Below are 25,174 nucleotides of genomic sequence, written 5' to 3'. Positions count from 1 at the left end.
ATCAGGCAGTCTTGGCCACAGGTCTGGCGATGGCCGAAAAGGCCATCCCCGCAGCCATGATCAGGATGGCGGCGAACTGGGTGCCGGTCGGCGTTTCGCCGAGCACCGTCATGGCGATCAAGACCGTTGCGATCGGCACGCATGGCATGAACAGCGATGCCGTTTGCGACCCCAGCTGTCTGACGACATAGGTGTAGAGGAACATGGCGGCCGCACCTGCCAAAAACCCTTGAATGACGATCTGGCTGGCGATCTCGCCCACTGATGCGGCGCGCAGGCCGCTTGGAGCAAACAAATAAAGCAGCGGCAGCGGCACGCATGACAGCAGCACGACCGTCGCGGTCGCCGCAACCGGATCGACGCGCCAGCGCCGCACCAGAACGGCATAGGCGGCAAACATCGCGCCCGATGCGATGAACAGAAGATCGCCGAAGAGGACATCCTTCATGCCGCTGTCGCTACGCGCCGGCGCAATGAATAGGATCAACCCGGCAATGATGGCGGCGACGCCGATGGTCCGCCGGCGTGAGGCCTTGTCCGTGGTGGCGATGTGCGACAGCACGAATGAGAAAAACACAATCGAGGCGGGGCAGAGTGCCGCGCCATGCGCGGCCGGTGCATAGGTCAGGCCCCAATTGATGATGATCGGGTAGGGCAGTCCGGCGAGCGCCGCCAGCGCCAACGCACGCCTCCGGCCCAATGTCTTGATAGTCGCCAGGCCGCTTCTCCAGACGACCGGGAGCATGACCATGCCGGCGCCGACAAAGCGCAAGGTCGCGAGATCGGTTGCCGTCAGATGCTCCCGCAGGCTGAAGCGGGCAGCGACGAACTGCACGGCGTAAATGCCGATCATCGCCAGGCCGGCAAGAATTGCCGGCTTCGTGTTTCGGTCCTCTGCCACGCGCAGTCTCATCCCGCTCGATCCTGCCGGCGGAAGCTTCTTCCTCCAGCGGCTATCGTTGAAAGCGCAGCCTATTGTTGAAAATGGTGCGACAAAATATGCTGTTTTTGCGATTGGGAAGTGAAAGTCACACATAAGGGGTGCCACAAGCGTGAATCATGAATCCGATCAACTCGACGCCATTGACCGCAGCCTGCTGCGGCTGCTGCAGGAGGACGGGCGCCGCACCACGCTCGATCTCGCTGCCCGCGTCGGCCTGTCGCCGACTGGCGCCAGCCAGCGGGTGAAGCGCCTGTTTCGTGACGGGTTCATCACCGCGGTCCGGGCCGTGCTCAATCCGCAAAAAATCGGCCGCGGCACGCTCGTCTTCATCGAAGTCAGACTCGACCAGGCGGCGCCACATGTGTTCGACCGTTTCGCTGAAGCGGTGGCGAAAGCCCCCGAAGTGCTGGAATGCCATATGGTCGTCGGCGGCTTCGACTATCTGGTCAAGGCGCGTATTTCGGAAATGGCCGCCTATCAGGATTTTCTCAAACGCGTGATCCTGCCGCTGCCGGGCGTCAGGGAAACACACACCTATGCGTCGATATCGGACGTAAAGCCGGACGCGCTGCTGCCGGTGTGAGACGGGCCGCCTGAAGTCAGGCCGCCTGGGAAACGGCCGGCGCTAGCGTCACATTCGCATCGCCCCAGACTTTCAGGGCGGTGATCACCGGCTCCAGGCTTCGGCCGCGCGGTGTCAGGCTGTACTCGACCTTCGGCGGCACCTGCGCATAGACCTTGCGGGCGATGAGCCCGTCCATCTCGAGTTCACGCAACTGGTTGGTCAACATGCGCTGGGTGCAGTTGGGAATGCGCCGGCGTATCTCGTTGAAGCGCATTGTGCCTTCCAACAGATGGTAGAGCACGACGCCTTTCCATTTGCCGTCGATATAGCGCAGCGTTCCTTCCACGGCACAGCCGGGGCTGCAATCGAATCGCTCATGGCGGATGCGCGGCATGACGGTATCCTTTTCGACACTATGTGCTTTATATGTGCATTCTTGCGCGTTGCCAACATAAGCCGCATCTCTGCCCCGAACAACACCCAACAGAAATCGTGGAGATCAGATGCGCGCCGTCGGCTATCAAATCCCAGCCCCCATCACCGATGAGGCCTCCCTCGTCGACATCGACCTGCCAAAGCCGGAGCCGAAAGCCCGCCAGTTGCTGGTCGAGGTGAAGGCGATCTCGGTCAACCCGGTCGACACCAAGATCCGCAAAGGCGTCAAGCCCGAAGCCGGAAGCTGGCGCGTGCTCGGTTGGGACGCCGCCGGCCGGGTTGTCGCCACAGGTTCGGATGCCAGCCTGTTCAAGCCCGGCGACGACGTCTTCTATTCCGGTGCACTGCCGCTGCAAGGCACCAACGCCGAGTTCCACCTCGTCGACGAGCGCCTTGTCGGCCGCAAGCCGAGTTCGCTCGACTACGCGTCAGCGGCGGCGCTGCCGCTGACGGCGATCACCGCCTTCGAGGCCCTGTTTGACCGCCTCGATGTGAAGAAGCCTGTCGTCGGCGCCGCAAATACCATCCTGATCATCGGCGGCGCCGGCGGTGTCGGTTCGATTGCGGTCCAGCTTGCCCGCCAGCTGACCGGTCTGACGGTGATCGCCACCGCATCCCGGCCGGAAACAAGCGACTGGGTGCTTGGCCTTGGCGCCCACCATGTCATCGACCATTCCAAGCCGCTCGCCGCTCAGGTTGCAGCCCTCGGCATCGGTGCCCCGGCCTTCGTGTTCTCGACCACCAACACCGACAAGCACTTGGCCGAGATCGTCGAACTGATCGCGCCACAGGGCCGTTTCGGCCTGATCGACGACCCCCAGACGCTCGACATCAATCCGTTCAAGCGCAAGAGCGTTTCGGTCCATTGGGAGCTGATGTTCACCCGTTCGCTCTATGAAACGCCTGACATGGACGCGCAGGGCGAGCATCTCAACGAACTGGCACGCCTTGTCGATGCCGGCACAATCCGCACCACTTTGGGCGAGACGTTGGGCACTATCAATGCCGCCAATCTGAAGCGTGCCCACGCGCTGATCGAGACCGGCAAGGTCAAGGGCAAGATCGTGCTGGCGGGGTTTTGAAGGGCAACTATGTCCGCAGGAATTCCGCGATGTCGCTGAAGACCCTGACGAACATGGCTTCGGTCAAGACACCGGTGTTGGTGTTGTAGCGCGAGCAGTGGTAGCTGGAAAACAGCGTCACGGTGCCGGCCTCGAGCCGGCCACCATGCTTGAACGGATAGGCGGCGACGCGCTGGCCGAGCGCCCGGACTGTCGACTGATGCGCTATCGAACCCAGCGCCAGCACGGCGCGCAGCCTGGGAAAGCGCGCGATCGTCGGCACCAAAAAACCGCGGCAAGTGGCGATCTCGGCGCCGACCGGCTTGTTCTCCGGCGGCACGCAACGCACGGCATTGGTGATCGCGGTGCCCACAAGCTGCAGCCCGTCATCCGGCCGCGCCTTGAACTCGCCGCGGGCAAAGCCGTGGGCGATCAGCGTGGAATAGAGCAGGTCGCCGGCATAGTCGCCGGTGAAAGGCCGCCCGGTGCGGTTGGCGCCGCGGAGGCCAGGCGCCAGCCCGACGATCAGCAACTCGACGGCCTCGTCACCCTCCGGCGGCAGGAAGGTCGGCACCGGCGCGTTGAACCAGGACGGCTCGCGCTGTCGCCAGTCTGCGATGAAATCATGCAGGCGCGGGCAGAGCGGACAGTCGCGGTCGGGTTCGGAAGCGGCGTTCAAGGCGGCCGCTTCTCAATAATCTTCCTCTTCGACGTCCGCCGGCTCGGGCCGGCGCACCGGCCGCTCGGAAGGATCGCGGCCGACCTCGTTCTTCAGCGAGGTCAGGTCGATGAAGTGGTCGGCCTGGCGGCGCAGATCATCCGAGATCATCGGCGGCTGCGAGGCCATGGTGGAGACGATCGAGACCTTGCGGCCGCGCCGCTGCAGCGCCTCGACCAGGGTGCGGAAATCGCCATCGCCGGAGAAGATGACATAGTGGTCGACGACATCGGCAAGTTCGAGCGCATCGACGGTCAATTCGATGTCCATGTTCCCCTTGATCTTGCGGCGGCCGGTCGAGTCGGTGAATTCCTTGGCCGGCTTGGTCACCACCTTGAAGCCATTATAGTCGAGCCAGTCGATCAAGGGACGTATCGAGGAGTATTCCTGATCCTCGACCAATGCGGTGTAGTAGTAAGCGCGCAGCAGATAGCCGCGCTTTTGAAAGCTGGACAGCAGTTTGCGGTAGTCTATGTCGAAGCCAAGTGCGCGCGAGGTGGCGTAAAGATTGGCGCCGTCGATGAAAAGAGCGATTTTTTCACGGGGGTCGAACATGGCAATATTCCTTTTTCGAAATAGGTGGCGGACTAATCGAAATGGGTCTGATATATCGGTCGGCTCGTAAATAAACCGGCTGACCTTTCGTCAACCGAGATAGCGCCAGTTTTGCGGCAATCCAAGGGTGCCAGGGCTGACTGCAAGCAATTGTGATCGGGGGCCGTATCGTCGCGGGCGGACAGGCTTCACCGGTGGGCATTTGACCGGCGTTGGTACGGCGCCGAGGCAGCAGCGCCATAATGCTTGTATTTTGGCGGCGTTCGGGTTATGGACCGCGCCTGTTTTCCATCAAATCCAGGCATGAAAGGGGCAATCAATGGCCCGCGTAACCGTTGAAGACTGCATCGACAAGGTCGACAACCGCTTCGAGCTCGTGCTGCTCGCCGGCCATCGTGCCCGCCAGATCAGCCAGGGCGCGCCGATCACCGTGCCGCGCGACAACGACAAGAACCCGGTCGTGGCGCTGCGCGAGATCGCCGATGAGACGCTGTCGCCCGACGACCTCAAGGAAGATCTGATCCACTCGCTGCAGAAGCATGTCGAGGTTGACGAGCCGGAAGCCGACGGCGAGGCGATCGCCGACCAGACCGGCAACGCGGTCACGGCAACCGATGCCGACGACGCCGAAGACAACGTCACCTTCGATCGCATGACCGAGGAAGACCTGCTGGCCGGCATCGAGGGTCTGGTACCCCCGGAAAAGAGCGACGACTACTAAGCGGACGCTCTGGATCTGCCGGGAATATGGTTCCGGCACTTCCGTCCCGTCAGTTTCGTGGCTATCTATGAGATGCGCCGTACGCTAGTGCGGCGCATCAATCATTTCAGCACCGAGAGAACCCGCCCATGATGCGTCAGTATGAGCTTGTCGAGCGCGTCGCGCGCTACAAGCCTGACGTCAACGAGGCGTTGCTCAACAAGGCCTATGTCTACGCCATGCAGAAGCATGGCCACCAGAAGCGCGCCTCCGGCGATCCCTATTTCTCGCATCCGCTCGAAGTCGCCGCCATCCTCACCGAAATGCACATGGACGAGGCAACGATCGCGGTCGCCCTGCTGCACGACACGATCGAGGACACCACCGCGACGCGGGCCGAGATCGACGATCTGTTCGGCCCGGAAATGGGCAAGCTGGTCGAGGGCCTGACCAAGCTGAAGAAGCTTGATCTCGTCTCCAAGAAGGCCGAGCAGGCGGAGAACCTGCGCAAGCTGCTGCTGGCCATCTCGGAGGATGTCCGCGTCCTCCTGGTCAAGCTCGCCGACCGTCTGCACAACATGCGCACCCTCGACCACATGCCCGAGGCCAAGCGCCTGCGCATCGCCGAGGAGACGATGGACATCTACGCGCCGCTGGCCGGCCGCATGGGCATGCAGGGCATGCGCGAGGAGCTGGAAGAGATCGCCTTCCGCTTCATCAATCCGGAAGCCTACCGCGCCGTCACCGCGCGGCTTGCCGAGATCTTCGAGCGCAACAAGGGCGTGCTGACCGACATTGAGAAGGCGCTGTCGGCGCTGTTTGAGAAGCATGCCATCAACGCCGGCGTGAAGAGCCGGCAGAAGAAGCCGTGGTCGGTGTTCCGCAAGATGGAGGCCAAGGCGCTGTCCTTCGAGCAGCTCTCCGATATCTTCGGCTTCCGCGTCGTCGTCGACAGCGTCGAAGATTGCTATCGCGCGCTCGGCGCCATCCACACGACATGGTCGATGGTGCCCGGCCGCTTCAAGGACTACATCTCGACGCCGAAGCAGAACGACTACCGCTCGATCCACACCACCATCGTCGGCCCGTCGCGCCAGCGCGTCGAACTGCAGATCCGCACCCGCGAGATGAACAAAATCGCCGAATATGGCGTTGCCGCGCATTCGATCTACAAGGACACCGGCGGCAAGACGAATGGCGCCGGCCATGCGATCTCGAAAGAAACCAATGCCTATGCCTGGCTGCGGCGAACCATCGAGCAGCTGGCCGAAGGCGACAACCCGGAAGACTTCCTCGAAAACACCAAGCTCGAGCTGTTCCAGGACCAGGTGTTCTGCTTCACGCCGAAAGGCATGCTGATCGCGCTTCCGCGCGGCGCCACCCCCATCGACTTCGCCTATGCCGTGCACACCGATGTCGGCGATACCTGCGTCGGGGCCAAGGTCAATGGCCGCATCATGCCGCTGATGACGGAGCTCAAGAACGGCGACGAAGTCGAGATCATCCGCTCGAAGGCGCAGGTGCCGCCGGCGGCGTGGGAGTCGGTCGTCGTCACCGGCAAGGCGCGCTCGGCCATCCGCCGCGCCACCAAGAACGCCATCCGCAAGCAATATTCGGGTCTCGGCGCCCGCATCCTCGAGCGTGCCTTCGAGCGCGCCGGCAAGACCTTCACCAAGGAAAACCTGAAGCCGGTGCTGCACCGGCTGGCGCGCAAGGACATCGAGGATGTGCTGGCCTCGGTTGGGCGCGGCGAACTGGCCTCCACCGACGTGATGAAGGCGGTCTTCCCCGACTACAAGGACGAGCGCGTCACCGTCAGCGCCCCCAAGCAGCGCGAGGAGGGCTGGTCGAAGATCCGCAACGCTGCCGGCATGCTGTTCCAGATGCCCGGCACGCGCGCCGCGCGCAAGGACAAGGACCAGCCGCGCGATGGCGCTGTGCCGATCCGCGGCGTGCGCGGCGACCTGCCGGTGCGCTTCGCGCCGGAAGGGGCGGTGCCCGGCGACCGCATCGTCGGCATCGTCCAGCCGGGCACCGGCATCACCATCTATCCCATCCAGTCGCCGGCGCTGCAGGCCTTCGACGACCAGCCGGAGCGCTGGATCGATGTGCGCTGGGACATTGACGAGCAGACCAAGGAGCGTTTCCCGGCGCGTGTTTCAGTCACCGCCATCAACGCGCCGGGGTCGTTGGCCGACATCGCCCAGGTGGTTGCCTCGAACGATGCCAACATCCATACGCTGTCGATGGTGCGCACCGCGCCTGACTTCACCGAAATGCTGATCGATCTCGAAGTCTGGGATCTGAAGCACCTCAACCGGCTGCTGTCGCAGCTCAAGGACAATTCGAGCGTCAGCGATGCGCGGCGCGTCAACGGCTAACCACTAGTTTGCGGGGCAGGGCAGGATGAACACGGACGAAGTGCTGGGCATTTTTCGCGAGGCGGGAGCCGTCCTCGAGGGGCATTTCATCCTGACGTCGGGCCTGCGCAGTCCGGTCTTCCTGCAGAAGGCGCGCGTGTTCATGCATGCCGACAAGACCGAGCGCCTGTGCAAGGCGCTGGCCGAAAGGATCCGCAAGGCGGTGCCCGGCAAGATAGATTATGTCGTCGGCCCGGCGATCGGCGGTCTCATCCCGGCCTATGAGACCTCGCGCCATCTCGGCGTGCCGGCAATCTGGGTCGAGCGCGAAGGCGGCGAGTTCCGGCTGCGCCGCTTCGAGATCGCGCCGGGATCGCGCGTCGTCATCGTCGAGGACATCGTCACCACCGGCCTTTCGATTCGCGAAACCATCGACTGCCTGCGCGAACTCGGCGCAGAAGTAGTAGCCGCCGCTTGCATCATCGACCGCTCGGCCGGCAAGACCAATGTCGGCGTGCCGCTGATCGCGCTCGCCGAATATGAGGTGCCGGCCTATCCCGCCGATCGGCTGCCGCCGGAACTTGCCGCCATACCTGCGATCAAACCTGGCAGCCGCAACATCTGAGGGAATGCATCTCGCCCAACAGTGCGCTGGGCCTTCCGCAATGAAAGTCAGGCAGCCTCTTGCTGCATTGCCTTCTCCGCCGCCTTGGCGAGAAAACCAGATCGCGTATAGCCGTGAGCCTCAGCAAACGCATCGATCCGTTGAAGAACATCAGCCGGTAGGGTGACGTTTACTCGCACCGCCTTTTTAGCGTCGGTTTTCACCCCAACCAGAATAGCTACGCCATCGCGATTGATCGCTGATGCCATAATCTCAGCCAGAGACGAGGGCTCCGGAATAGCCTCTCCGTCCTCAATGAGCCCTTCGATATGGAAGGCAAGGGCTTCTTCGGCCATGCCTCGGGCGTCGTCCAAGTCTTCACCCGCCGTAACCAGGCCGGGAAAATCAGGAAAGGAGACGCCAAAGTCGCTTTCGGCATCCTTATGGATAAGTCCGATATACTGCTGCATGGTTCTCACCTCAGTTTCAGTCCGGATTGTTTTTCGATGCTGCGCAGGGTGCCGATGGGTATGTCTCGTTTGGGGTGTGGTACGGTGACCCGCCCCGGTTTGTCGTGGTGCTTGAATTGAGCATGACTGCCTTTTCGAGCAACTTCAAACCAACCGTCAGCAACCAACTTTACAATCACATCGGCGCTCTTCATGTGTGTATAAATACACACCCATGCCGCATGATGTCAATGAAAACCGGTCTGGTAGAAGATGAAGGTCGTTCGAAAGTGTGCGGTGGTTTTTGGAGCAACGACATGCATAAGGGAAAAACACCATGATCGCCGGCATCGATCATTTCGTGCTGACGGTCCGCTCGGTGGAGGATAGCTGCGCCTTCTACCAACGCGTGCTTGGCCTGAAACGTCTCGACGAGCCGGCGCGGCCGACGGCGCTGTTGTTCGGGTCGCAGAAGATCAACCTGCATGAAGTCGGCCGCACTTTTGAGCCGAAAGCCAGGACGCCGACGCCCGGGTCCGGCGATTTCTGTCTGGTTGCCGCAAGGCCGCTTGCCGAGATCTGTGCAAGTCTCGAAGCCAATGGCGTGGTGATAGAAGTCGGTCCGGTCGAACGCACCGGCGCCCGCGGCCCGATGATGTCGGTTTATTTCCGCGACCCGGACAGCAATCTGGTCGAAGTCAGCGAATATCGGGAGTAGTTTATCTGCCTCGGCGTCGTCTTCACGGGCGGGCCTTGTCGTCGTCATCGAAACGCTTACCTGACGTTGTCCTCAGTTTTGCCCCAATAGCGCTCTTGTTACGCGTCTGCGGCAGACCATCGCGGCGGCGTTTCGTTGTTCCGCGGCAGGGCAGTCGCTATATCAAAGTCGTTGTTGCCTTTCTGCGCCCTCAAAGCGCAAGATAGACCTATCACGTCCGGCCTGGGATGGTTGGGGCGTTGCTGAACGGGAATTGAAACAGAGTGCTTTTTCGACGCCGCAAGCCGGATGGCCTGTTGGAGCGGGTGCGTACCTATCTGTGGCCGCGCCGCTCGTTTTCTCGTTCGTTGCAGTATTTCTCCAAGCGCATCCTCAGGCTGAAGGCCACCCCGCACGCAGTGGCGGCCGGCGTTGCGGCCGGCGTGTTCGCCTCCTTCTTCCCGCTCGGCTTCCATTTCGCCGTCGCTGCTGTGCTCTGCTGGATAATCGCCGGCAATCTGGTGGCCGCCGCCCTCGGCGCGGTATTCTTCGGCAATCCGCTGACTTTCCCCCTGCTGTGGGGGGCGTCCTGGGAAGTCGGCAAGCTGATCCTGCATGAACGCCTGCCCAAGAACGGACCGCCTGCGCATCTCGGCGAGATGATGCACACGCTGTCGTTTGCAAAACTGTGGCACCCGGTGCTCGAACCGATGCTGATCGGCGCCGTTCCGCTCGGGCTGGTCTTCGGCCTCATCTTCTACGGCATCACCCGCTGGGGCATGACCGTCTTTCGCGAGCAGCGCCGCAAGCGCATGGCCGAACGGGCACACAAGGCCGGGCACGGCGGACGGGAAGTCCCTGCGGAATGATCATCGGCATCGGCAGCGACCTGATCGATATCAGACGCATCGAAAAGTCGCTGGAACGGCATGGCCAGCGTTTCATTCAGCGCATCTACACCGAGGTCGAGCAGGCCCGCTCGGAGGGCCGCGCGGGCCGTGCAGCCTCCTACGCCAAGCGCTTCGCCGCCAAGGAGGCCTGCGCCAAGGCGCTCGGCACCGGCCTGGCGCAAGGCGTGTTCTGGCGCGACATGGGTGTCGTCAACCTGCCCAGCGGCGCGCCGACCATGGCGCTGACCGGCGGGGCGGCCGCGCGATTGGCCAAAATCCTGCCGCAAGGACACAAAGCGGCGATCTACCTCACAATCACCGATGATTTCCCGCTTGCTCAAGCCTTTGTGATCATCGAAGCGTTGCCCGCCGAACAAGCGCCACATTGATTGCATCTGACGACCGGCGATTATATCTAACGCCGGCATGACGTTGCCCAGCGCGCGCCGAGACTCTATACCATCCGAGCACAATCGAGGACGACATGAGCGTGGCTGAAAAATCCGAGAAGAAATCCGGCGGGCTTGGCGAAATCGTCAGCGTCATCATCCAGGCTTTGCTGCTGGCCATGGTCATCCGCACGCTGCTGTTCCAGCCCTTCTCGATCCCGTCGGGATCGATGCGGCCGACCTTGCTCGAAGGCGACTATCTGTTCGTCACCAAATGGTCCTATGGCTTCTCGCGCTATTCGCTGCCGTTCGGCCCCGACATCTTTTCGGGCCGCATCTGGGGCTCCGAACCGAAGCGCGGCGACGTGGTGGTGTTCAAGTTCCCGCCGAATCCGTCGCTCGACTACATCAAGCGCGTCGTCGGCCTTCCCGGTGATCGGATCCAGATGAAGGACGGTCAGCTGTTCATCAACGGCCAGGGTGTGCCGCGCGTGAAGACCGGCCAGATCGACAATCCGGACATCACGGAAAAGGATTATCCGATCGATGTCTACCGCGAAACGCTGCCCAACGGTGTCAGCTACGACACGCTCGACCTGAACCCGAATTCGATCGGCGACAACACCAACGAATTCGTCGTGCCGCCCGGCGACTATTTCATGATGGGCGATAACAGGGACAATTCTTCCGACAGCCGCTTTGACGTCGGCTATGTGCCGGCCGAGAACCTGGTCGGCCGCGCCAGCGTCGTCTTCTTCTCGATCGGCGGCAAGGCGAGCCCGCTCGAGATCTGGAAATGGCCGTCGCTGGTGCGTCTGTCGCGCATGTTCCATTTCGTAAATTGATGGCTTTGAAGCGCCCGACCGGTGAAACTCTGGCCGATCTGGTGAAAGCCAAGACCGGCCATTCCTTCCGGGATGTCCGTTTGCTCGAGACCGCGCTGACCCATTCCAGTGCGGTCAAGGCAAGCAGCAACAACCAGCGCCTCGAATTCCTCGGCGACCGCGTTCTCGGCCTGATCGTTGCCGACCTGCTGTTCGAAAAATTTCCCGAAGCGCCGGAAGGGGAAATCGCCCCTCGCTTCAATGCCCTGGTTGATGCGCGGACATGCTCCGAAATCGGCATTGAAATGCAGCTGGAAGATCTGGTCCGGGCCGACGCCGCCTTGAAGGCGCGCTCGCGCGGCTCGGGCGGAAACTATCTGGCCGATGCCGTCGAAGCGCTGATCGCGGCGGTCTACGTCGATGGCGGCCTCGATGCGGCCAGGCAATTCGTCCTGCGCTACTGGGAGCCGCGCTCGCAAAAGGTGGTGGCAAAGCCGCCCAATCCGAAATCCGACCTGCAGGAATGGATCGCCAAGAGCAGCGACACCAGGCCCGAATACGCGATCGAAAAACGCGAAGGACCCGAGCATCAGCCGGTCTTTACGGTGTCCGTGAAGGTCAGCGGCTTTGCCCCGGCAAGCGGCATGGGCGGCTCTCGCCGCGCCGCCGAAGAAGCGGCGGCATCGGCATTTCTGGTGCGCGAAGGCATCTGGGCCAACCAAGGGAGTGCGGCATGACCGCCAGCGAAGACTTGCCCTCGGCAGCGGAAGCTCCCGTCACTCATTCCGGCTTCGTCGCCTTGATCGGCGCGCCCAATGCCGGCAAGTCGACGCTGGTCAACCAACTCGTCGGCGCCAAAGTGTCGATCGTCACCCACAAGGTGCAGACCACCCGCGCCATCGTGCGCGGCATCGCCACGCATGACAATGCGCAGATCGTCTTCGTCGATACGCCCGGCATCTTCAAGCCGAAGCGCCGGCTCGACACCGCGATGGTGACCACGGCCTGGGGCGGCGCCAAGGACGCCGATATCGTGCTTTTGCTGATCGATGCCGAGCGCGGCATTAGGGGTGACGCCGACGCCATCCTTGAGCGGCTGAAGGATGTCCGCCAGCCGATGGTGCTGATCCTCAACAAGGTCGACCGGGTCAAGCACGAGGCGCTGCTGGCCTTGGCCGCGGCAGCGAACGAAAAAGTGCCGTTCAAGCGCACTTTCATGGTTTCGGCGCTGACCGGCTCCGGCTGCAAGGATCTGCTCGACTACCTCGCGCAAGCGCTGCCGGCCGGCCCGTGGTACTACCCGGAAGACCAGATTTCCGATCTGCCGATGCGCCAGCTGGCGGCTGAGATCACCCGCGAAAAGCTGTATCTGAGGCTGCATCAGGAACTGCCTTACTCCTCCCATATCGAGACCGAGAAATGGGAAGAGAAGCCGGACGGTTCGGTGCGCATCGACCAGACCATCTATGTCGAGCGCGACAGCCAGAAGAAGATCGTGCTCGGCCACAAGGGCGAAACGATCCGCGCCATTGGCCAGTCGGCGCGCATGGAGATCGCCGGCATTTTGGAGCAGAAGGTGCACCTGTTCCTGTTCGTCAAGGTGCGCGAGAACTGGGGCGACGACCCTGAGCGCTACCGCGAGATGGGGCTGGAGTTTCCCCATTGAGTTTCGTCGTCTAGAACTGCCGCCCCCGCAGTTTGAGATGACGATATGAGTGACCCAAAACCGACCATCGATACCAATCTCGTGCGTCGGTTGATCATCACGCAGTTCCCGCAATGGCGGCATCTGCCGGTGAGCCCGGTGGCATCAGGCGGCTGGGACAACCGCACCTTCCATCTCGGCGATGAGATGACCGTGCGCCTGCCAAGTGCGGCACCCTATGCGCTGCAGGTCGAAAAGAGCAGCGCTGGTTGCCGAGGTTTGCGCCGCTTCTGCCGCTGCCCATCCCGGTGCCGCTGGCGATGGGCGAGCCGGCGGAAGGTTATCCCTGGCATTGGTCCGTGTACCGCTGGATCGAAGGTGAAACGGCAAAGACTGCCGAAATCGCCGATATCAGGCAGTTCGCGGTCGATCTCGCCGATTTCCTCATTGCGCTCAGGCGAATCGATTCGGCGGGCGAGCCGGCCGCCGGCCAGCACAATTTCTTCCGCGGTGGACCGCTGAGCGTGTATGACAACCAGACAAGGGAAGCACTGCAGGCGCTGCAGGGGCAGATCGACACACAGGCGGCCACCGCTGTCTGGGACGCGGCCCTCGCCGCCACGTGGCATGGCTCACCCGTCTGGTTCCACGGCGACGTCGCCTGGGGCAACCTTCTGGTCCAAAACGGTCGCCTGAGCGCCGTCATCGACTTCGGCACGTCAGGTGTCGGCGATCCGTCCTGTGACCTGGCGATTACCTGGACGTTCTTCGACGGCGAAGGCCGGGAAGCGTTTCGCGCCGCCATCGACGTCGACGACGCGACCTGGGCGCGCGGTCGCGGCTGGACGCTGTGGAAGGCGCTGATCACCGTTGCCGGGCACGACGCCAACCAGGCCGAGGCGGAACGATCTCGGCGCGTCATCGATGACGTGCTGGCCGATTACAGGAAATTCGCATGACGGTGGTATTTCGACTACGCGTCGGCCGCCTAATGTCAGCACAGATCGCGCGCCGCGAGCCAAAATCTTGATTTCGCCACGCAACCGGTGACAAGCTCGCGCCATGGAATGGCGCGACGAGGGAATCATTCTCGGCACCCGCAAGCATGGCGAAACCAGCGCCATCCTCGAGGTGATGACGCGCGCGCATGGCCGCCATCTCGGCCTGGTGCGCGGCGGCCGCTCGCGCAAGCAGCAGCCGGTGCTGCAGCCCGGCAACCGCGTCGACCTGTTGTGGCGGGCCCGCCTCGACGAGCATCTCGGCACCTTCCAGGCCGAGGCGATCGAGATGAACGCGGCCCGGCTGATGGACAGTGCGGTGGCCGTCTACGGCTTGCAGACCATGGCCGCGCATCTGAGGCTCCTGCCGGAGCGCGACGCCCATGGCGGCCTCTACGAGACGCTGGCCGTGATGATCGCCCATCTCGACGATGCGGATGCCGCCGGTGAATTGGTGGCGCGCTTCGAACTTCTCATCCTCGACGAACTCGGCTTCGGCCTCGATCTCAGCCAATGCGCGGCGACCGGCACTCGACAGGATCTGGCCTACGTTTCGCCGAAATCCGGCCGTGCGGTGTCGCGCCAGGCCGGTGCGCCGTGGCGCGACAAGATGCTGGCGCTGCCGGCCTTCCTGCAGCGCGGCTCCGGCCTGCGTGCCGACCAGGCGGCACTTGAGGAAGCCTTCCGGCTGACCGGCTTCTTCTTCACCCGCCATGTCTACGAGCCGCGCGGCATCGAACAGCCCGACGCCCGTGCCGGCTTCCTCGCTGCCCTGCGCAAACATCATTCGGGCGGCAAGGCCGCCGCAACGGCAGGTGCCCTCCCAGAAATCACGACGTGAGAATCATATGAGCGAAGTCGAACTCTACCCCGGCCGGGTGTCGCCGCTTGGCCTTGGCACCATTCCGCTTGGCGATCTCCTCGAATACAGCGGCATCGACCTTTTGCAGCGTATCATCGATGGCAAATATCCGGCCCCGCCGATCTCCTTCCATCTGAATTTTACCCTGACCGAAGTGTCGGAGGGGCGTGCGGTGTTTCGCGGCGTGCCGAGCGAGCGCCATCTCAATCCGTTGGGTGGCGTGCATGGCGGCTGGGCGGCAACGCTGCTGGACTCGGCACTGGCCTGCGCGGTGCAGACGCTGCTCGACAAAGGCGAGGCCTACACGACGGCCGAGTTCAAGGTGAATTTCACGCGGCCGATCACGCCGAAGACCGGCGAAGTGGTCTGCGAGGGCAAGATCGTCCACAAGGGCCGCACGCTGGCGGTGTCGGAAGCGACGCTGAAGGATGCGCAGGGCAAATTGCTCGCCTTTGGCACCGAGACTTGCTCGATCTTTCCAGCCGCCAACCTGACGGCGCGCTGAGGCTCGTCATCCGGACGACGTAGCGCTCAGCCGGTTTTGCGCCGCGCCATGAAATCATCGAGGATGGCGCGCTGGCCGTTGAGGATCTTCAGGCTGGCTTCAGGCAATGAAAACCAGCGAGCTCTGTCGACTTCGGGAAATTCCTTCATCGCGCCAGACCTTGGTGGCCACTCCATGCTGAACATGTTGCTTTTGACGGCATCGGCGTCGAGGTCGGCTTCGACGCTCCAGGCGATGACGATCTTGCCGCCGGCTTGCCGATAGCTGCCGACAGGCTCGAAATCGCCTTCGATGGCAATGCCGAGCTCCTCTCCGGCCTCGCGCCGGGCTGCCGCCAGCTCATCCTCGTTGTCTTCGACGAGACCCTTGGGGATAGACCACGCGCCTTCATCCTTCCTTGCCCAGAACGGACCGCCGGGATGGACGAGCAGAAACTCGAGAATGCCGGCCTTTGTCCGGTGGATCAGCAGTCCCGCGCTTCTCTTCGGCATTGGATTTCCTTGTAGCTCATCTGAGGATAGCATGGCTTCCTGGCAAGTAGCGGTGGCGCCATTCCTGACCATCCGGGATGATGGGTGAGGATAACGACTGTAGACCGCTGGAATTTGCCGGCGAAACATGCTCGATGATTTATCTCCGGTCACCATTGCGGTGGCGTGACTTGATTGGCTGTCCGGGCTGGCCGTGTGGCCGCCGCAATTGTCAGTGAAAACTGGCCTGGTTTGGGGGAACCGCCATGTTTGAGAGCCTGATTGGCGCTGTCGTCGTTGTCGTGCTTTTCGTCATCGTCTTGCGTCAGCAGGGCCGCATCGGCCTGATCGAGCGCGAACTCGGCGCGCTGCGCAGCCTGGTTCTGTCCGGCGTGCATTCGGCACCACCCGTGGCCAAACCGGTCGAAGAGGCCGCAAACGACAGTGTACCAGCGCCCGCTGAGGCAACTGCAGCAGTTGGCGATGTAGCTCCGCCAACAGTAGCCGAAACGGCGCAGGCGCCGGCCGCCGAAGCCGAAGCGGTCACCAGCGAGCCCGTGCCAGAACTGTCAGCCGCAGCCAAGGCGGCGTTGACCGGATCCGCGCCGGCTGCTGCAGCAAAAGCCGCCCGCCAGTCCGAAGTCGAAACCGCGCTCGGCACCCGCTGGGCGGTCTGGGTCGGCGGCATCGCGCTGGCCTTGGGCGGCCTGTTCCTGATCCGCTACACCATCGAGGCCGGCATTTTCGGCCCGGAAGTGCGGCTTGCCCTGGCGGCATTGCTCGGCCTGGTGCTGGTAGGCGGCGGCGAGTTCATCCGCCGCACCGGCTTCAAGGTCCCGGTGGAAGGCGTGGCTGGCGCCTATATCCCGGCGATCCTGACGGCCGCAGGCGCCTTCATCCTGTTCGGTACGGTCTATGCCGCCCATGCCGTTTACGGTTTCGTCGGCCCGGCCTTTGCCTTCACCGTGCTCGGCGCCATCGGCGTGGCGACCATCGCCGCCGCTCTCGTCCATGGCCAGGCCTTGGCCGGCATCGGCCTCGTCGGCTCCATGGCAACGCCCGCCCTTGTGTCCTCGCAGGCGCCAAATCCATGGGCGCTGTTCGTCTATCTCGCCATCGTGCTTGCCGCCACCGCGGCGATCGCCCGCATGCGCGACTGGAAATTCCTGATCGCGGCGGCCTTCTTCGGCACCGGCGCCTGGACCATCGCCTACATGATGGCTGCGCCCGGCACCGACCTTGCCGTGATCCTGTTCATCGACGCGGTGACGCTGGCCGTGCTTGCCTTTGTCTGGCTGGGCAGTCATGGCGGCGAAGCGGAAACCGCAAAGAACGGCTTCGACTGGCCTTCGATCGTGCCTGGCGTTTTCGTCGCGTTTTCGGCGCTCGGCCTGTCCGTCGACACGACACTGGTCGCCGAAGGCGGCGCCTTGCCGGGCGCGGCCGTCCTCGTTGCCCTTGTCGCCACCGCACTCTACCGGCCGCGCGCTTTGCCGCTGCTTCATGCCGCCGGTGTGGTAAGCGTGATGATCTATCTCGGCATCATTCCGCCCGCCACCATCGGCTCGGACATATCCCAGGGAAACATAGGCTTTGACGGCATGCCGGTGGCGGCCGGAAACCCCTGGACGCTGCACATCGGCATCGGCCTTGGCCTGGTCTTCATCGGCGCCGGTTTCTGGGCCGCCCGCCGCTTCGCCGCGACCGCGCAGGTTCGCGCGGCATGCTGGGCGGCATGGGGCGTCGCCGCACCTCTGGTCATCCTTTCGACGCTGTGGCTCGCCTATGGCAATCTCGACCGCGACCTGGCCTATGCCGCGGTCGCTGCCCTTCTGGTCGTCGTCTTCGCTGCCGGGGGCGAATGGATCGCGCGCGCCGAACAGCCGCCGCTCAAGGGCGGCATCGCCGTCTCCTTCGCGCTTTGCGGTTCGGCCCTGGCCGGCCTCCTGATGCTGCATATGGCCTTCAGCTCCGGCTGGACCACGCTGCTGGCCGGCGTTGCCGCCATCGTGCCGGCGTTGGCGACGCGCTGGCGCTCCTATCCGGTGCTCGGCTGGATTTCGGTCGGCGCGGTCGTCGCGGTGCTCGGCCGCGTTGCCTTCGATCCGACCATCGTCGGCGCCGGAGCGCTGACGACGACGCCGGTGTTCAACTGGCTGCTGCCGGGATACGGCGTGCCGGCGCTGGCCTTCGGCTTCGCCGCCTGGCAACTCGCCCGCACAACCAATGGCCGGCCGCGCCTTGCCATGGAGGCGGGGGCAGCGCTTTTCGCGCTGCTCACCATCGCCATGCTGGTGCGCCACGCCATGCATGGCGGCATCATCGACACCGGCACCGTCACGCTCGCCGAACAGGCGATCTATACGCTGATCGCCATCGGCGCCGGCGCCATATTGGTGGCCAGCGACATGCGCTCGCCAAGCTCGGTGCTGCGCTACGGCTCGATGGCCGCCGGCGTGGTCTCGGTCGCCTTCATCGTCTTCCAGCATTTCCTGGTGCTGAACCCGCTGTTTACCGACGAATCGACCGGCCAGATCCCGGTGTTCAACCTCTTGTTCCTGGCCTACCTGCTGCCGGCCATCGCCGCCGGCGGGCTGGCGCTCTATGCCAGGTACAAGCGGCCGCCATGGTATGCGCAGATGCTGGCGGTGGTCGCGGCACTGCTTGTCTTCGCCTATGCCACGCTGTCGGTCAGGCGCGTGTTCAAGGGCGAGTTCATAGGCCTGTGGAGCGGTCTCGGCCAGCTCGAGACCTACACCTATTCGGCGCTGTGGCTGGTCATCGGCGTCGTGCTGCTCACCGCCGGCGTCTGGCTGAAATCGCAGGTGCTGCGTATCGCTTCGGCGGCGCTGATCGCGATTGCCGTGGTGAAAGTCTTCCTGTTCGACATGTCGGAGCTGGAAGGCGTGCTCAGGGCGCTGTCCTTCATCGGCCTCGGCGCGGTGCTGATCGGCATCGGCCTGTTCTACCAGCGGCTGCTGACGCGGGCGGCGAGGGAAGTGGATAAAGACAAGCAAGAACAATAAGATTTCCATTTAACCAGGAATAAATCGGTCAGCGGTGTCGTTATCTCATTGCTTGGGTGACCGGGGCGGCGGACCGCTTCGCGCTGGCCGCTTGCGCCGCGCCGGGAAGGCGCGTTCAATCGGGTTAAACAAGGGCGACCTCAGAACCAGCGGTCATGGACGAAAAGAAGGCAGCAATCCTTGGTGAAATACCGCGCCTGCGCCGCTACGCACGCTCGCTTCTGCGCGACCGCGATTCCGCCGACGATCTCGTCCAGGATTGCCTCGAACGGGCGCTCTTGCGGCTCGAGAGCTGGCAGACAGGAGAAAGCCCCCGGAGGTGGCTGTTTACGATCATGCATCATTTGTTCATCGATCAGATGCGCAAGGTGAACCGGCGCGGTGAGGCGGCGATCCTTCCGCTCGACGCAAACGAGGCGCAGGCAGTGCCCGCCGAGCAGGCGGAAAATGCCGCCTCGCGCGAGATCATCGACGCGTTGCAGGCGATCAGCCCCGACCGCCGCGCCGCCCTTGTCATGGTCGCCATCGAAGGATTTTCCTATGCTGAGGCCGCCAACATTCTCGGCGTACCGGCCGGCACGCTGATGTCGCGCATAGCGCGCGGGCGTGAAGAGCTGCGCAGCCTGCTCGACGACACGGCGCGCCGCCGCTCGATAAGGATCGTCGAGAAATGACCCGCCGCGATTTTTCCGAACGCGACATCCACATGGCCCTGGACGGCGAGCTGCCGGGCGACGAGCGCGCCGCCTATGACGCCTGGATCGACGCCAATCCCGAAATGAAGGCGAAAAGCGCCCGCTACACCGCCGACCGCGCCGCACTGCGCGCCGCCTTTGCTGGCGTGCTTGACGAGCCGGTGCCGGCGCTGTTCAAGCAGATCGTACTCGGCGAAGGCGCGACCAAAGTGGCGGCGCGGCACTCGCGCTGGTGGCTTGCAGCCGCGGCCGCCGCAGTGCTCGTCGTTGGCGGTCTTGGCGGCTATTTTGCCGGCATCGACGGTCTTGGCAGGCAAGACGGCGCCGAAGACCAGCTGGCCGAGGAGGCGATCGCCGCCCATGTCATCTATGCCGCCGAACAACGCCATGCGGTGGAAGTGCCGGCCAGCGACAAGGATCATCTGCAGACCTGGCTGTCCAACCGCGTCGGCCTGAAACTGGTAGCGCCGGACCTGGTGGCGGAGGGCTTCCAGCTGGTTGGCGGCCGGTTGCTGCCTGCCGGCCAGGGCAAGGCCGCGATGCTGCTTTACGAGGACGCCAAGGGCCAGCGCATCTCCCTGTTCGTGACCGCCGATTCGGCAGCCAAGTCCAAGGGCACCTACATGGCCGACGCCGACGGTCCCGAGGCGGTCTACTGGCTGGACAAGGGCTATGCCTGCGCCGTCGTCGGCTCGCTGCCGCGTGAGCAGCTGGCTGCGGTCGCCAAGCGCGCCTACGGTCAGCTTCTGGCGGGTCTCGCCAGTTGAGCGCATTCCGTTTTCGGGTCATGCGCCGGGGCGGCGCCGCACTTCGCGGTGCCGCCGCCACCGGCCGCCACTCGCAACGGAACTGTCACAATTCGGCCCTATTCAAGGTGCGATAGCGCTTGGCTGTACATCGGCGTTTCAGCTGATGTTTGCGACGTGTTCGACCGGGGCTTTCCTCCCACTCAATCGAGGTTTTCTGAACCCGCATGCCTGCCGAGATTCGCAAGGCCCGCGCGTCCGACGTCGATGACCTCACCGCCATCGAGAAGGCGGTTTTTTCCAGTGACCGCATTTCCCGGCGCTCGTTCCGCCTGTTGATCGAACGCGAGACCGCCGAGATGCTGGTCGCCGAAAGCGACGGCCGCGTCGCCGGCTACGCCGTGGTGCTGTTTCGCAAGGGCAGCGGCGTCGCCCGGCTCTATTCGCTTGCCACCGGCCCATTTTTCGGCGGCCGTGGCGTTGGCCGCATGCTGCTTGCAGCGGCTGAAGAGGCCGCCTTCGAGCACGACCGCATGATGCTGCGCCTCGAAGTGCGCGAGGACAACCTTCGCGCCATCGGCATCTATGAGCAGAGCGGCTACCGCAAGATCGGCCGCGAACCTGGCTATTACGAGGATGGCGCCACCGCGCTGCGCTACGAAAAGACCTTGCGCGGCGACATTCCGGTCGCCACCAAGGTGCCGTTCTACCAGCAGACCTGTGAGTTCACCTGCGGCCCGTGCTGCCTGATGATGGCGATGGCCAATTTCGATTCCGGCTTCGTGCCCGATCCGGTCATGGAAATCCGCCTCTGGCGCGAGGCGACGACGGTTTTCATGATGTCCGGCCCGGGCGGCTGCGAGCCGTTCGGCCTTGCGGTGGCCGGCCACGAAAACGGGCTGGAGGCGGAAATCTTTGTTTCCTTCTACGGCGCGCTGTTCCTGCAGTCGGTGCGCAGCGAGGACAAGCGCCGGGTGATGGAACTTGCCCAGGTCGACTTTCGCCGCCGCGCGGAACAATACGGCATCCCGGTGAATTATCGTCCGTTCGGCATCGACGACATCCGTGGCGCCCTGGCTCAGGGAAAACTGGTGCTGGTGCTGATCAGCGGCTTCCTGATGTTCGGCAAGAAGGTGCCGCATTGGGTGCTGGCCATCGGCGATGACGGCGACCACATCCTCATCCACGATCCCTGGGTCGAGGACGAAAGACAGGAGACCATCCTCGATGCCGCCAACATTCCCGTCCCCCACGGCATCTTCATGAACATGGCGCAATTCGGCCGCGACGGACTGCGTGCTGCCATCACTCTTGGGAAACGCTGATAACAATGACCTGGGTCATCCTCACCGGCCGGCAGAACGATCTCGACCAGGCCGCGACGCCACACAAGATCATCACCAACCGTGATTACCTTGCGCATCCGGCGCTGTTTCGCGGCCAGCAGCCGAAGGTCATCAACCTGTCGAACAATTACGCCTACCAGAGCCGTGGCTACTATGCCTCTCTGCTCGCCGGTTCGCGCGGCCACAAGGTCATCCCGACGGTCGAGACGATGATCGACCTGTCGGAGCGCAAGCTCTACGAGCACGCGCTGCCGGAACTGGAACTGGCGCTCAACAAATGCCGCAAGGATCTCGGCGGCGTCTTTCCGCAAAAAGTCTGCATCTTCTTCGGCATCGGCCCGTCGAAGATATGGGACCGTTTCGCCAAGCTGTTGTTCGACTGGTTCCGCGCCCCGGCGCTTGAGGTCCACATCAAGGACAGTGCCGAATGGGCCTCGATCCGCAAGATCGGCTTCCTGCCGCTGGCCAGGATGACCGAGGAGGAAGAAGCGTTCTTCGTGCAGGCGCTGGAGACCTACACCAACCGCGAATGGCGTGACACCAAGGGCCGCACGCCGGCGCGCTACACCTTCGCCACGCTGGTCGATCCGCATGAGGAACTGCCGCCGTCGGAGATTTCCTCGCTGCGCTACTGGGCCAAGATCGCCGAAAAGATGGGCGTCGAAATCGAGCCGATCACCAGGAAGGACTTGGCCAAGCTCGCCAACTACGACGCGCTGTTCATTCGCGAGACCACTTCGATCTCCAACCATACCTACCGCTTCGCCCGCCGTGCCCAGCAGGAAGGCATGCCTGTCATCGACGACCCGCTGTCGATGATCCGCTGCACCAACAAGGTCTATCTCAACGAGTTGATGGCCTACAACAAGGTACCGGTGCCGCCGACGGTGATGATTGCCGGCACCTCTGACCTTGAACTGGCGGCGCAGACGCTGGGCTTCCCGCTGGTGCTGAAGATCCCGGATTCATCGTTTTCGCGCGGCGTCAAGAAATGCGGCAACTTCGAGGAGCTGAAGACACTCGCCACCGAGTGGCTAGAGGATTCCGATCTTCTGATCGCGCAGAAATTCATCCCGACCGAATATGACTGGCGCGTCGGCGTGCTCGGCGGCCAGCCGCTGTTTGCCGTGCACTATCTGATGGCCAAAAAGCACTGGCAGATCGTCAACCACAAGGCCAGCGGCAAGCCCGACCAGGGCGGCATCAAGACCTTCACGCTGAAAGAGACACCGCCGCATGTCGTCGAGACGGCGGTGAAGGCGGCTCGCTGCATCGGTGACGGGCTTTACGGCGTCGACCTCAAGGAAACCAAGGATGGCGTCTTCGTCATCGAGGTCAACGACAACCCCAATCTCGACCATGGCTGGGAGGATTCCGGCGAAAAGGACGAGGTCTGGGTGCGGCTGACGCAATGGTTCCTGGAGCGGCTCGACCGCCCCGGGCGGTAGTTCAAGGTGAGGGGGGACGTATGCAGTTCATCGTCATCGAGGATTTCACCGGCTGCGATCGCAAGGAGATCTATCGCCGCTTTCGCGACCGTGGCCGCCTGAAGCCGGACGAGCTTGTCGTGCACCACAGCTGGATCGCGGCGGATATGAGCCGCTGCTTCCTGCTGGTGGAGGCCGATGACGTCACGCTGCTGCAGCGCTGGGTCATCGAATGGGCTGACCTGGTGGAGTTCGAGATCATCCCCGTGGCGACGAACAAGGACATGGTCGCCGCATTGGCCAGCCATCTCTGAGCGCGGAGCATTCGCCGCCGATTTCTGAGCAGGGGCAAACAATCATTGAAGCGCCGGCGATTTGACCGTGCGCACGCACTCCTCGATCAGCCAGGCGCGAAACGCCGCCACCACGTCGCGCCTTGCGCTGCGCTCCGGCACAGTCAGGCAATAGGGCTGGCGCAGCCCGATCGATAAAGCGTTCGGCCGGACCAGCCGGCCGTCTTCCAGCGCCTGGGCGCAATAGATGCCTTGTGCAAGCGTCACGCCCAACCCTGAAATGGCCAGGTCGAGCGCTGCCCGCGACGAGTTCGCCGACAGGCCGCGTTGGACTGCCCGGCCGGGTTCGATGCTGGCCGCCTCGAACCAGTTGCGCCATGACGGGAATGACGCGCCGGTCGGTCCCCAATCGGTATGGATCAGCGGCAGACCGGCCAGGCTTTCCGATCTGGCGGCCAGTCCAGGCGCGCAGACGGGGTAGACGGCGTCCCTGACAATGTCCTCGGTCGGGTGTTCGCGATAGTGCGGTCCGAAGGACAGTCTGAGGTCGATCAGTTCGCGGTCGAACGGCACCGGGTCGTCATCGCCGCGCAGCGAGATGTCGACGGCGCCGTGACTGGCGACGAAGCCGGCGAGGCGTTCGGAAAGCCAGCCCATCGCCATCGACGGCGGCACCGATATGACAAGCCGCGGGCGGAAGGCATCGCCGCCGCGCGCGATGCTGCCGATCTCCTGGAAGGCCAAGGTCAGCCTCGGCAGCATCTCGACGCCGGCCTCGGTCAGCACGACACGGCGGTTGACGCGGTGGAACAGTTTGCGGCCCATCTGTTCCTCGACGGTGCGGATGAGCTGGCTGACGGCTGCCGCCGAGATCGACAGTTCTTCCGCCGCCGCGGCAAAGCTGCCCGAGCGCGCAGCGGCCTCGAAGGCTTGAAGTCCTCTCAGGGACGGAAGCGATGCCATGGTAATCCAATGGATAAGTTGAGCTTATCTATTTTGCAGAAATCCTCGTTTTTAGAAAGGTTTCTTGTTGGAGTAGCGTGGGGCCATGAACATATCCGCCCAGACCGAACCCAGAGACCATCGCGACGTCATCGCCTCGCTGACCAATGAAGAGCGCAGCCGGCTGACCGGCAAATCGGACGGGCCGGGCCTGGCCCAGCTCACCTTCCATCTTGGCGGGATCTTCGTTCTCGGCGCGCTGATCGCGGGCAAAGTGCCGTACTGGCCGGCGCTGATGCTGCCGCAAGGCATCCTCATCGTCTTCCTGTTCACGCTGCTGCATGAGACGGTGCACAGGACGGCCTTCGAGACGCAGTGGCTCAACGATGCTGTCGCCCGCTTCTGCAGCCTGGCGATCGCGCTGCCGGCCGACTGGTTCCGCTACTTCCATTTCGCCCATCATCGCTTCACCCAGGATCCCGAGAACGATCCCGAACTCGCCTTTCCGAAACCGGAGACGATGCGGCAATACATCGTCCACGTCTCCGGCCTGCCGGTCTGGCGGGGGCATTTGCAGACGCTCTACACCAATGCGACGGGCGGCTGCCGAGACACCTACGTGCCGCCAAAGGGCCTGCCCAAGGTGAAGGCCGAGGCCCGCGCCATGATCGCCTTCTATGTCGTGGTGGCGGCGCTCGCCCTCTGGTTCAAGGCAAGTGTGCTGCTCTATGTCTGGATCGTGCCGGCACTGCTCGGCCAACCATTCCTCAGGCTCTATCTGCTGGCCGAACATGGCCGCTGCCCGCTCGTTGCCAACATGCTGGAAAACACCCGCACCACGCTGACCAACTGGCTGGTGCGCAAGGTTGCCTGGAACATGCCCTACCACGCCGAGCACCACGCCTATCCCGGCGTGCCGTTCCATCAGTTGCCGGCATTCCACCAACTGATCGAGCGGCATCTCAAAGTGGTCGAGCCCGGCTATGTCAGCTTTCACGAAAAATACATCGAGACCATGCGCTGAGGGCG

General features: G+C 63.4%; 28 protein-coding genes and 1 pseudogene. 21 read left to right on the top strand and 8 right to left on the bottom strand.

From position 1 onward, the window contains the following. Window position 1 precedes the first annotated feature (1 nt). On the bottom strand, window positions 2–901 hold the full coding sequence (locus tag AC1DYC_RS25940; RefSeq protein WP_477410605.1) for a DMT family transporter: 900 nt from the start codon (window positions 899–901) through the stop codon (window positions 2–4). Between the two features lie 151 nt (window positions 902–1,052). Here AC1DYC_RS25940 and AC1DYC_RS25935 point away from each other — a divergent pair, with 151 nt between their 5' ends. After that, window positions 1,053–1,526: an Lrp/AsnC family transcriptional regulator gene (locus tag AC1DYC_RS25935; RefSeq protein WP_142867694.1), complete on the top strand. Its 474-nt coding sequence runs from the start codon at window positions 1,053–1,055 to the stop codon at window positions 1,524–1,526. A 16-nt stretch (window positions 1,527–1,542) separates the two neighbouring features. On the opposite strand, the gene AC1DYC_RS25930 is transcribed toward AC1DYC_RS25935, so the two are convergent. Then, entirely contained in the window at window positions 1,543–1,902 is a 360-nt protein-coding gene (locus tag AC1DYC_RS25930) for a winged helix-turn-helix transcriptional regulator (protein WP_477410604.1), read from the bottom strand. Between the two features lie 109 nt (window positions 1,903–2,011). Between AC1DYC_RS25930 and AC1DYC_RS25925 the strand changes: the two genes are divergently transcribed. Beyond that, window positions 2,012–3,025: a zinc-binding alcohol dehydrogenase family protein gene (locus AC1DYC_RS25925; RefSeq protein ID WP_477410603.1), complete on the top strand. Its 1,014-nt coding sequence runs from the start codon at window positions 2,012–2,014 to the stop codon at window positions 3,023–3,025. A 7-nt stretch (window positions 3,026–3,032) separates the two neighbouring features. Here the strand turns inward: AC1DYC_RS25925 and AC1DYC_RS25920 are convergent, their stop codons facing one another. Next, the gene (locus tag AC1DYC_RS25920) at window positions 3,033–3,683 is read right to left on the bottom strand and encodes a uracil-DNA glycosylase (protein ID WP_477410602.1); all 651 of its coding nucleotides are present in this window, start codon (window positions 3,681–3,683) and stop codon (window positions 3,033–3,035) included. Between the two features lie 12 nt (window positions 3,684–3,695). Next, on the bottom strand, window positions 3,696–4,277 hold the full coding sequence (locus AC1DYC_RS25915) for a LabA-like NYN domain-containing protein (RefSeq protein ID WP_477410601.1): 582 nt from the start codon (window positions 4,275–4,277) through the stop codon (window positions 3,696–3,698). A 319-nt stretch (window positions 4,278–4,596) separates the two neighbouring features. Between AC1DYC_RS25915 and rpoZ the strand changes: the two genes are divergently transcribed. The 3 genes from rpoZ (at window position 4,597) to pyrE (ending at window position 7,962) form a co-directional block, all read left to right on the top strand. Next, window positions 4,597–4,998, top strand: a complete 402-nt coding sequence (gene rpoZ, locus AC1DYC_RS25910) for a DNA-directed RNA polymerase subunit omega (protein ID WP_477410600.1) — start codon at window positions 4,597–4,599, stop codon at window positions 4,996–4,998. Between the two features lie 128 nt (window positions 4,999–5,126). After that, on the top strand, window positions 5,127–7,358 hold the full coding sequence (locus AC1DYC_RS25905; protein WP_477402274.1) for a RelA/SpoT family protein: 2,232 nt from the start codon (window positions 5,127–5,129) through the stop codon (window positions 7,356–7,358). Window positions 7,359–7,383: 25 nt separating this feature from the next. Continuing rightward, the gene (pyrE, locus tag AC1DYC_RS25900) at window positions 7,384–7,962 is read left to right on the top strand and encodes an orotate phosphoribosyltransferase (protein WP_477410599.1); all 579 of its coding nucleotides are present in this window, start codon (window positions 7,384–7,386) and stop codon (window positions 7,960–7,962) included. A 47-nt stretch (window positions 7,963–8,009) separates the two neighbouring features. On the opposite strand, the gene AC1DYC_RS25895 is transcribed toward pyrE, so the two are convergent. Next, window positions 8,010–8,411: a type II toxin-antitoxin system HicB family antitoxin gene (locus AC1DYC_RS25895; protein ID WP_477410598.1), complete on the bottom strand. Its 402-nt coding sequence runs from the start codon at window positions 8,409–8,411 to the stop codon at window positions 8,010–8,012. Window positions 8,412–8,416: 5 nt separating this feature from the next. Further along, window positions 8,417–8,605: a type II toxin-antitoxin system HicA family toxin gene (locus tag AC1DYC_RS25890; RefSeq protein WP_142867699.1), complete on the bottom strand. Its 189-nt coding sequence runs from the start codon at window positions 8,603–8,605 to the stop codon at window positions 8,417–8,419. 122 nt (window positions 8,606–8,727) lie between these two features. On the opposite strand from AC1DYC_RS25890, the gene AC1DYC_RS25885 reads away from it, so the two are divergent. The 9 genes and pseudogenes from AC1DYC_RS25885 to AC1DYC_RS25845 all read left to right on the top strand — a co-directional run bounded on the left by AC1DYC_RS25885 (window position 8,728) and on the right by AC1DYC_RS25845 (window position 15,200). Then, the gene (locus AC1DYC_RS25885) at window positions 8,728–9,108 is read left to right on the top strand and encodes a VOC family protein (protein ID WP_477410597.1); all 381 of its coding nucleotides are present in this window, start codon (window positions 8,728–8,730) and stop codon (window positions 9,106–9,108) included. 263 nt (window positions 9,109–9,371) lie between these two features. Then, a complete protein-coding gene (locus AC1DYC_RS25880; protein WP_477410596.1) occupies window positions 9,372–9,956 on the top strand; it encodes a DUF2062 domain-containing protein in 585 nt (194 codons plus the stop codon). Continuing rightward, entirely contained in the window at window positions 9,953–10,366 is a 414-nt protein-coding gene (gene acpS / locus AC1DYC_RS25875; protein WP_477410595.1) for a holo-ACP synthase, read from the top strand. The genes AC1DYC_RS25880 and acpS overlap by 4 nt, the downstream gene beginning before the upstream one ends. 95 nt (window positions 10,367–10,461) lie before the next feature. After that, the gene (gene lepB, locus AC1DYC_RS25870; protein ID WP_477308540.1) at window positions 10,462–11,211 is read left to right on the top strand and encodes a signal peptidase I; all 750 of its coding nucleotides are present in this window, start codon (window positions 10,462–10,464) and stop codon (window positions 11,209–11,211) included. After that, entirely contained in the window at window positions 11,211–11,927 is a 717-nt protein-coding gene (gene rnc / locus AC1DYC_RS25865; RefSeq protein WP_477410594.1) for a ribonuclease III, read from the top strand. Before lepB ends, rnc begins: the two co-directional genes overlap by 1 nt. Then, window positions 11,924–12,856, top strand: a complete 933-nt coding sequence (era, locus tag AC1DYC_RS25860; protein ID WP_477402269.1) for a GTPase Era — start codon at window positions 11,924–11,926, stop codon at window positions 12,854–12,856. The genes rnc and era overlap by 4 nt, the downstream gene beginning before the upstream one ends. 45 nt (window positions 12,857–12,901) lie before the next feature. Then, a pseudogene (locus AC1DYC_RS25855) lies at window positions 12,902–13,794 on the top strand (aminoglycoside phosphotransferase family protein). Between the two features lie 103 nt (window positions 13,795–13,897). Continuing rightward, window positions 13,898–14,674, top strand: a complete 777-nt coding sequence (recO, locus tag AC1DYC_RS25850) for a DNA repair protein RecO (protein WP_477410593.1) — start codon at window positions 13,898–13,900, stop codon at window positions 14,672–14,674. Window positions 14,675–14,681: 7 nt separating this feature from the next. After that, window positions 14,682–15,200 carry a PaaI family thioesterase gene (locus AC1DYC_RS25845; RefSeq protein WP_477410592.1) on the top strand — a complete coding sequence of 173 codons (519 nt, stop codon included), beginning with the start codon at window positions 14,682–14,684 and terminating at the stop codon, window positions 15,198–15,200. A 26-nt stretch (window positions 15,201–15,226) separates the two neighbouring features. Here AC1DYC_RS25845 and AC1DYC_RS25840 read toward each other — a convergent pair whose 3' ends face one another. Continuing rightward, window positions 15,227–15,691 (bottom strand): NUDIX hydrolase, encoded by a 465-nt coding sequence (locus AC1DYC_RS25840; RefSeq protein WP_477410591.1) that lies wholly within the window; start codon window positions 15,689–15,691, stop codon window positions 15,227–15,229. Window positions 15,692–15,936: 245 nt separating this feature from the next. Between AC1DYC_RS25840 and AC1DYC_RS25835 the strand changes: the two genes are divergently transcribed. The 6 genes from AC1DYC_RS25835 (at window position 15,937) to AC1DYC_RS25810 (ending at window position 23,224) form a co-directional block, all read left to right on the top strand. Beyond that, complete coding sequence (locus AC1DYC_RS25835; RefSeq protein WP_477410590.1) at window positions 15,937–18,696, top strand: DUF2339 domain-containing protein; 2,760 nt, start codon at window positions 15,937–15,939, stop codon at window positions 18,694–18,696. 155 nt (window positions 18,697–18,851) lie between these two features. Continuing rightward, window positions 18,852–19,370, top strand: coding sequence for an RNA polymerase sigma factor (locus AC1DYC_RS25830; protein ID WP_112560736.1), 519 nt, complete (start codon window positions 18,852–18,854; stop codon window positions 19,368–19,370). Further along, on the top strand, window positions 19,367–20,158 hold the full coding sequence (locus tag AC1DYC_RS25825; RefSeq protein WP_477410589.1) for an anti-sigma factor family protein: 792 nt from the start codon (window positions 19,367–19,369) through the stop codon (window positions 20,156–20,158). Before AC1DYC_RS25830 ends, AC1DYC_RS25825 begins: the two co-directional genes overlap by 4 nt. 206 nt (window positions 20,159–20,364) lie before the next feature. Continuing rightward, window positions 20,365–21,462, top strand: a complete 1,098-nt coding sequence (locus AC1DYC_RS25820; RefSeq protein WP_477410588.1) for a peptidase C39 family protein — start codon at window positions 20,365–20,367, stop codon at window positions 21,460–21,462. Between the two features lie 5 nt (window positions 21,463–21,467). Beyond that, entirely contained in the window at window positions 21,468–22,931 is a 1,464-nt protein-coding gene (locus AC1DYC_RS25815; protein ID WP_477285849.1) for a RimK family protein, read from the top strand. Window positions 22,932–22,951: 20 nt separating this feature from the next. Continuing rightward, on the top strand, window positions 22,952–23,224 hold the full coding sequence (locus AC1DYC_RS25810; protein ID WP_477410587.1) for a DUF3303 domain-containing protein: 273 nt from the start codon (window positions 22,952–22,954) through the stop codon (window positions 23,222–23,224). Window positions 23,225–23,266: 42 nt separating this feature from the next. Here AC1DYC_RS25810 and AC1DYC_RS25805 read toward each other — a convergent pair whose 3' ends face one another. Next, window positions 23,267–24,166, bottom strand: a complete 900-nt coding sequence (locus AC1DYC_RS25805) for a LysR substrate-binding domain-containing protein (RefSeq protein WP_477410586.1) — start codon at window positions 24,164–24,166, stop codon at window positions 23,267–23,269. Between the two features lie 85 nt (window positions 24,167–24,251). Between AC1DYC_RS25805 and AC1DYC_RS25800 the strand changes: the two genes are divergently transcribed. Next, window positions 24,252–25,169: a fatty acid desaturase family protein gene (locus tag AC1DYC_RS25800; protein ID WP_477410585.1), complete on the top strand. Its 918-nt coding sequence runs from the start codon at window positions 24,252–24,254 to the stop codon at window positions 25,167–25,169. Window positions 25,170–25,174 lie beyond the last annotated feature (5 nt).

This window comes from Mesorhizobium sp. P2_E7 (assembly GCF_056403855.1).
This window is presented reverse-complemented; position numbering and strand designations above follow the sequence as displayed.

What these genes read in the sequence shown, in the direction of transcription:
- AC1DYC_RS25925 (WP_477410603.1), top strand. Translation starts at nt 2,012, where the DNA reads ATGCGCGCCGTCGGCTATCAAATCCCAGCCCCCATCACCGATGAGGCC.
- AC1DYC_RS25835 (WP_477410590.1), top strand. Translation starts at nt 15,937, where the DNA reads ATGTTTGAGAGCCTGATTGGCGCTGTCGTCGTTGTCGTGCTTTTCGTC.
- AC1DYC_RS25810 (WP_477410587.1), top strand. Translation starts at nt 22,952, where the DNA reads ATGCAGTTCATCGTCATCGAGGATTTCACCGGCTGCGATCGCAAGGAG.
- AC1DYC_RS25885 (WP_477410597.1), top strand. Translation starts at nt 8,728, where the DNA reads ATGATCGCCGGCATCGATCATTTCGTGCTGACGGTCCGCTCGGTGGAG.
- AC1DYC_RS25905 (WP_477402274.1), top strand. Translation starts at nt 5,127, where the DNA reads ATGATGCGTCAGTATGAGCTTGTCGAGCGCGTCGCGCGCTACAAGCCT.
- rnc (WP_477410594.1), top strand. Translation starts at nt 11,211, where the DNA reads ATGGCTTTGAAGCGCCCGACCGGTGAAACTCTGGCCGATCTGGTGAAA.
- AC1DYC_RS25830 (WP_112560736.1), top strand. Translation starts at nt 18,852, where the DNA reads ATGGACGAAAAGAAGGCAGCAATCCTTGGTGAAATACCGCGCCTGCGC.
- AC1DYC_RS25815 (WP_477285849.1), top strand. Translation starts at nt 21,468, where the DNA reads ATGACCTGGGTCATCCTCACCGGCCGGCAGAACGATCTCGACCAGGCC.
- era (WP_477402269.1), top strand. Translation starts at nt 11,924, where the DNA reads ATGACCGCCAGCGAAGACTTGCCCTCGGCAGCGGAAGCTCCCGTCACT.
- recO (WP_477410593.1), top strand. Translation starts at nt 13,898, where the DNA reads ATGGAATGGCGCGACGAGGGAATCATTCTCGGCACCCGCAAGCATGGC.
- lepB (WP_477308540.1), top strand. Translation starts at nt 10,462, where the DNA reads ATGAGCGTGGCTGAAAAATCCGAGAAGAAATCCGGCGGGCTTGGCGAA.
- rpoZ (WP_477410600.1), top strand. Translation starts at nt 4,597, where the DNA reads ATGGCCCGCGTAACCGTTGAAGACTGCATCGACAAGGTCGACAACCGC.
- AC1DYC_RS25825 (WP_477410589.1), top strand. Translation starts at nt 19,367, where the DNA reads ATGACCCGCCGCGATTTTTCCGAACGCGACATCCACATGGCCCTGGAC.
- AC1DYC_RS25895 (WP_477410598.1), bottom strand. Translation starts at nt 8,411, where the DNA reads ATGCAGCAGTATATCGGACTTATCCATAAGGATGCCGAAAGCGACTTT.
- AC1DYC_RS25890 (WP_142867699.1), bottom strand. Translation starts at nt 8,605, where the DNA reads ATGAAGAGCGCCGATGTGATTGTAAAGTTGGTTGCTGACGGTTGGTTT.
- AC1DYC_RS25800 (WP_477410585.1), top strand. Translation starts at nt 24,252, where the DNA reads ATGAACATATCCGCCCAGACCGAACCCAGAGACCATCGCGACGTCATC.
- AC1DYC_RS25915 (WP_477410601.1), bottom strand. Translation starts at nt 4,277, where the DNA reads ATGTTCGACCCCCGTGAAAAAATCGCTCTTTTCATCGACGGCGCCAAT.
- AC1DYC_RS25805 (WP_477410586.1), bottom strand. Translation starts at nt 24,166, where the DNA reads ATGGCATCGCTTCCGTCCCTGAGAGGACTTCAAGCCTTCGAGGCCGCT.
- AC1DYC_RS25840 (WP_477410591.1), bottom strand. Translation starts at nt 15,691, where the DNA reads ATGCCGAAGAGAAGCGCGGGACTGCTGATCCACCGGACAAAGGCCGGC.
- AC1DYC_RS25820 (WP_477410588.1), top strand. Translation starts at nt 20,365, where the DNA reads ATGCCTGCCGAGATTCGCAAGGCCCGCGCGTCCGACGTCGATGACCTC.
- pyrE (WP_477410599.1), top strand. Translation starts at nt 7,384, where the DNA reads ATGAACACGGACGAAGTGCTGGGCATTTTTCGCGAGGCGGGAGCCGTC.
- AC1DYC_RS25845 (WP_477410592.1), top strand. Translation starts at nt 14,682, where the DNA reads ATGAGCGAAGTCGAACTCTACCCCGGCCGGGTGTCGCCGCTTGGCCTT.
- acpS (WP_477410595.1), top strand. Translation starts at nt 9,953, where the DNA reads ATGATCATCGGCATCGGCAGCGACCTGATCGATATCAGACGCATCGAA.
- AC1DYC_RS25930 (WP_477410604.1), bottom strand. Translation starts at nt 1,902, where the DNA reads ATGCCGCGCATCCGCCATGAGCGATTCGATTGCAGCCCCGGCTGTGCC.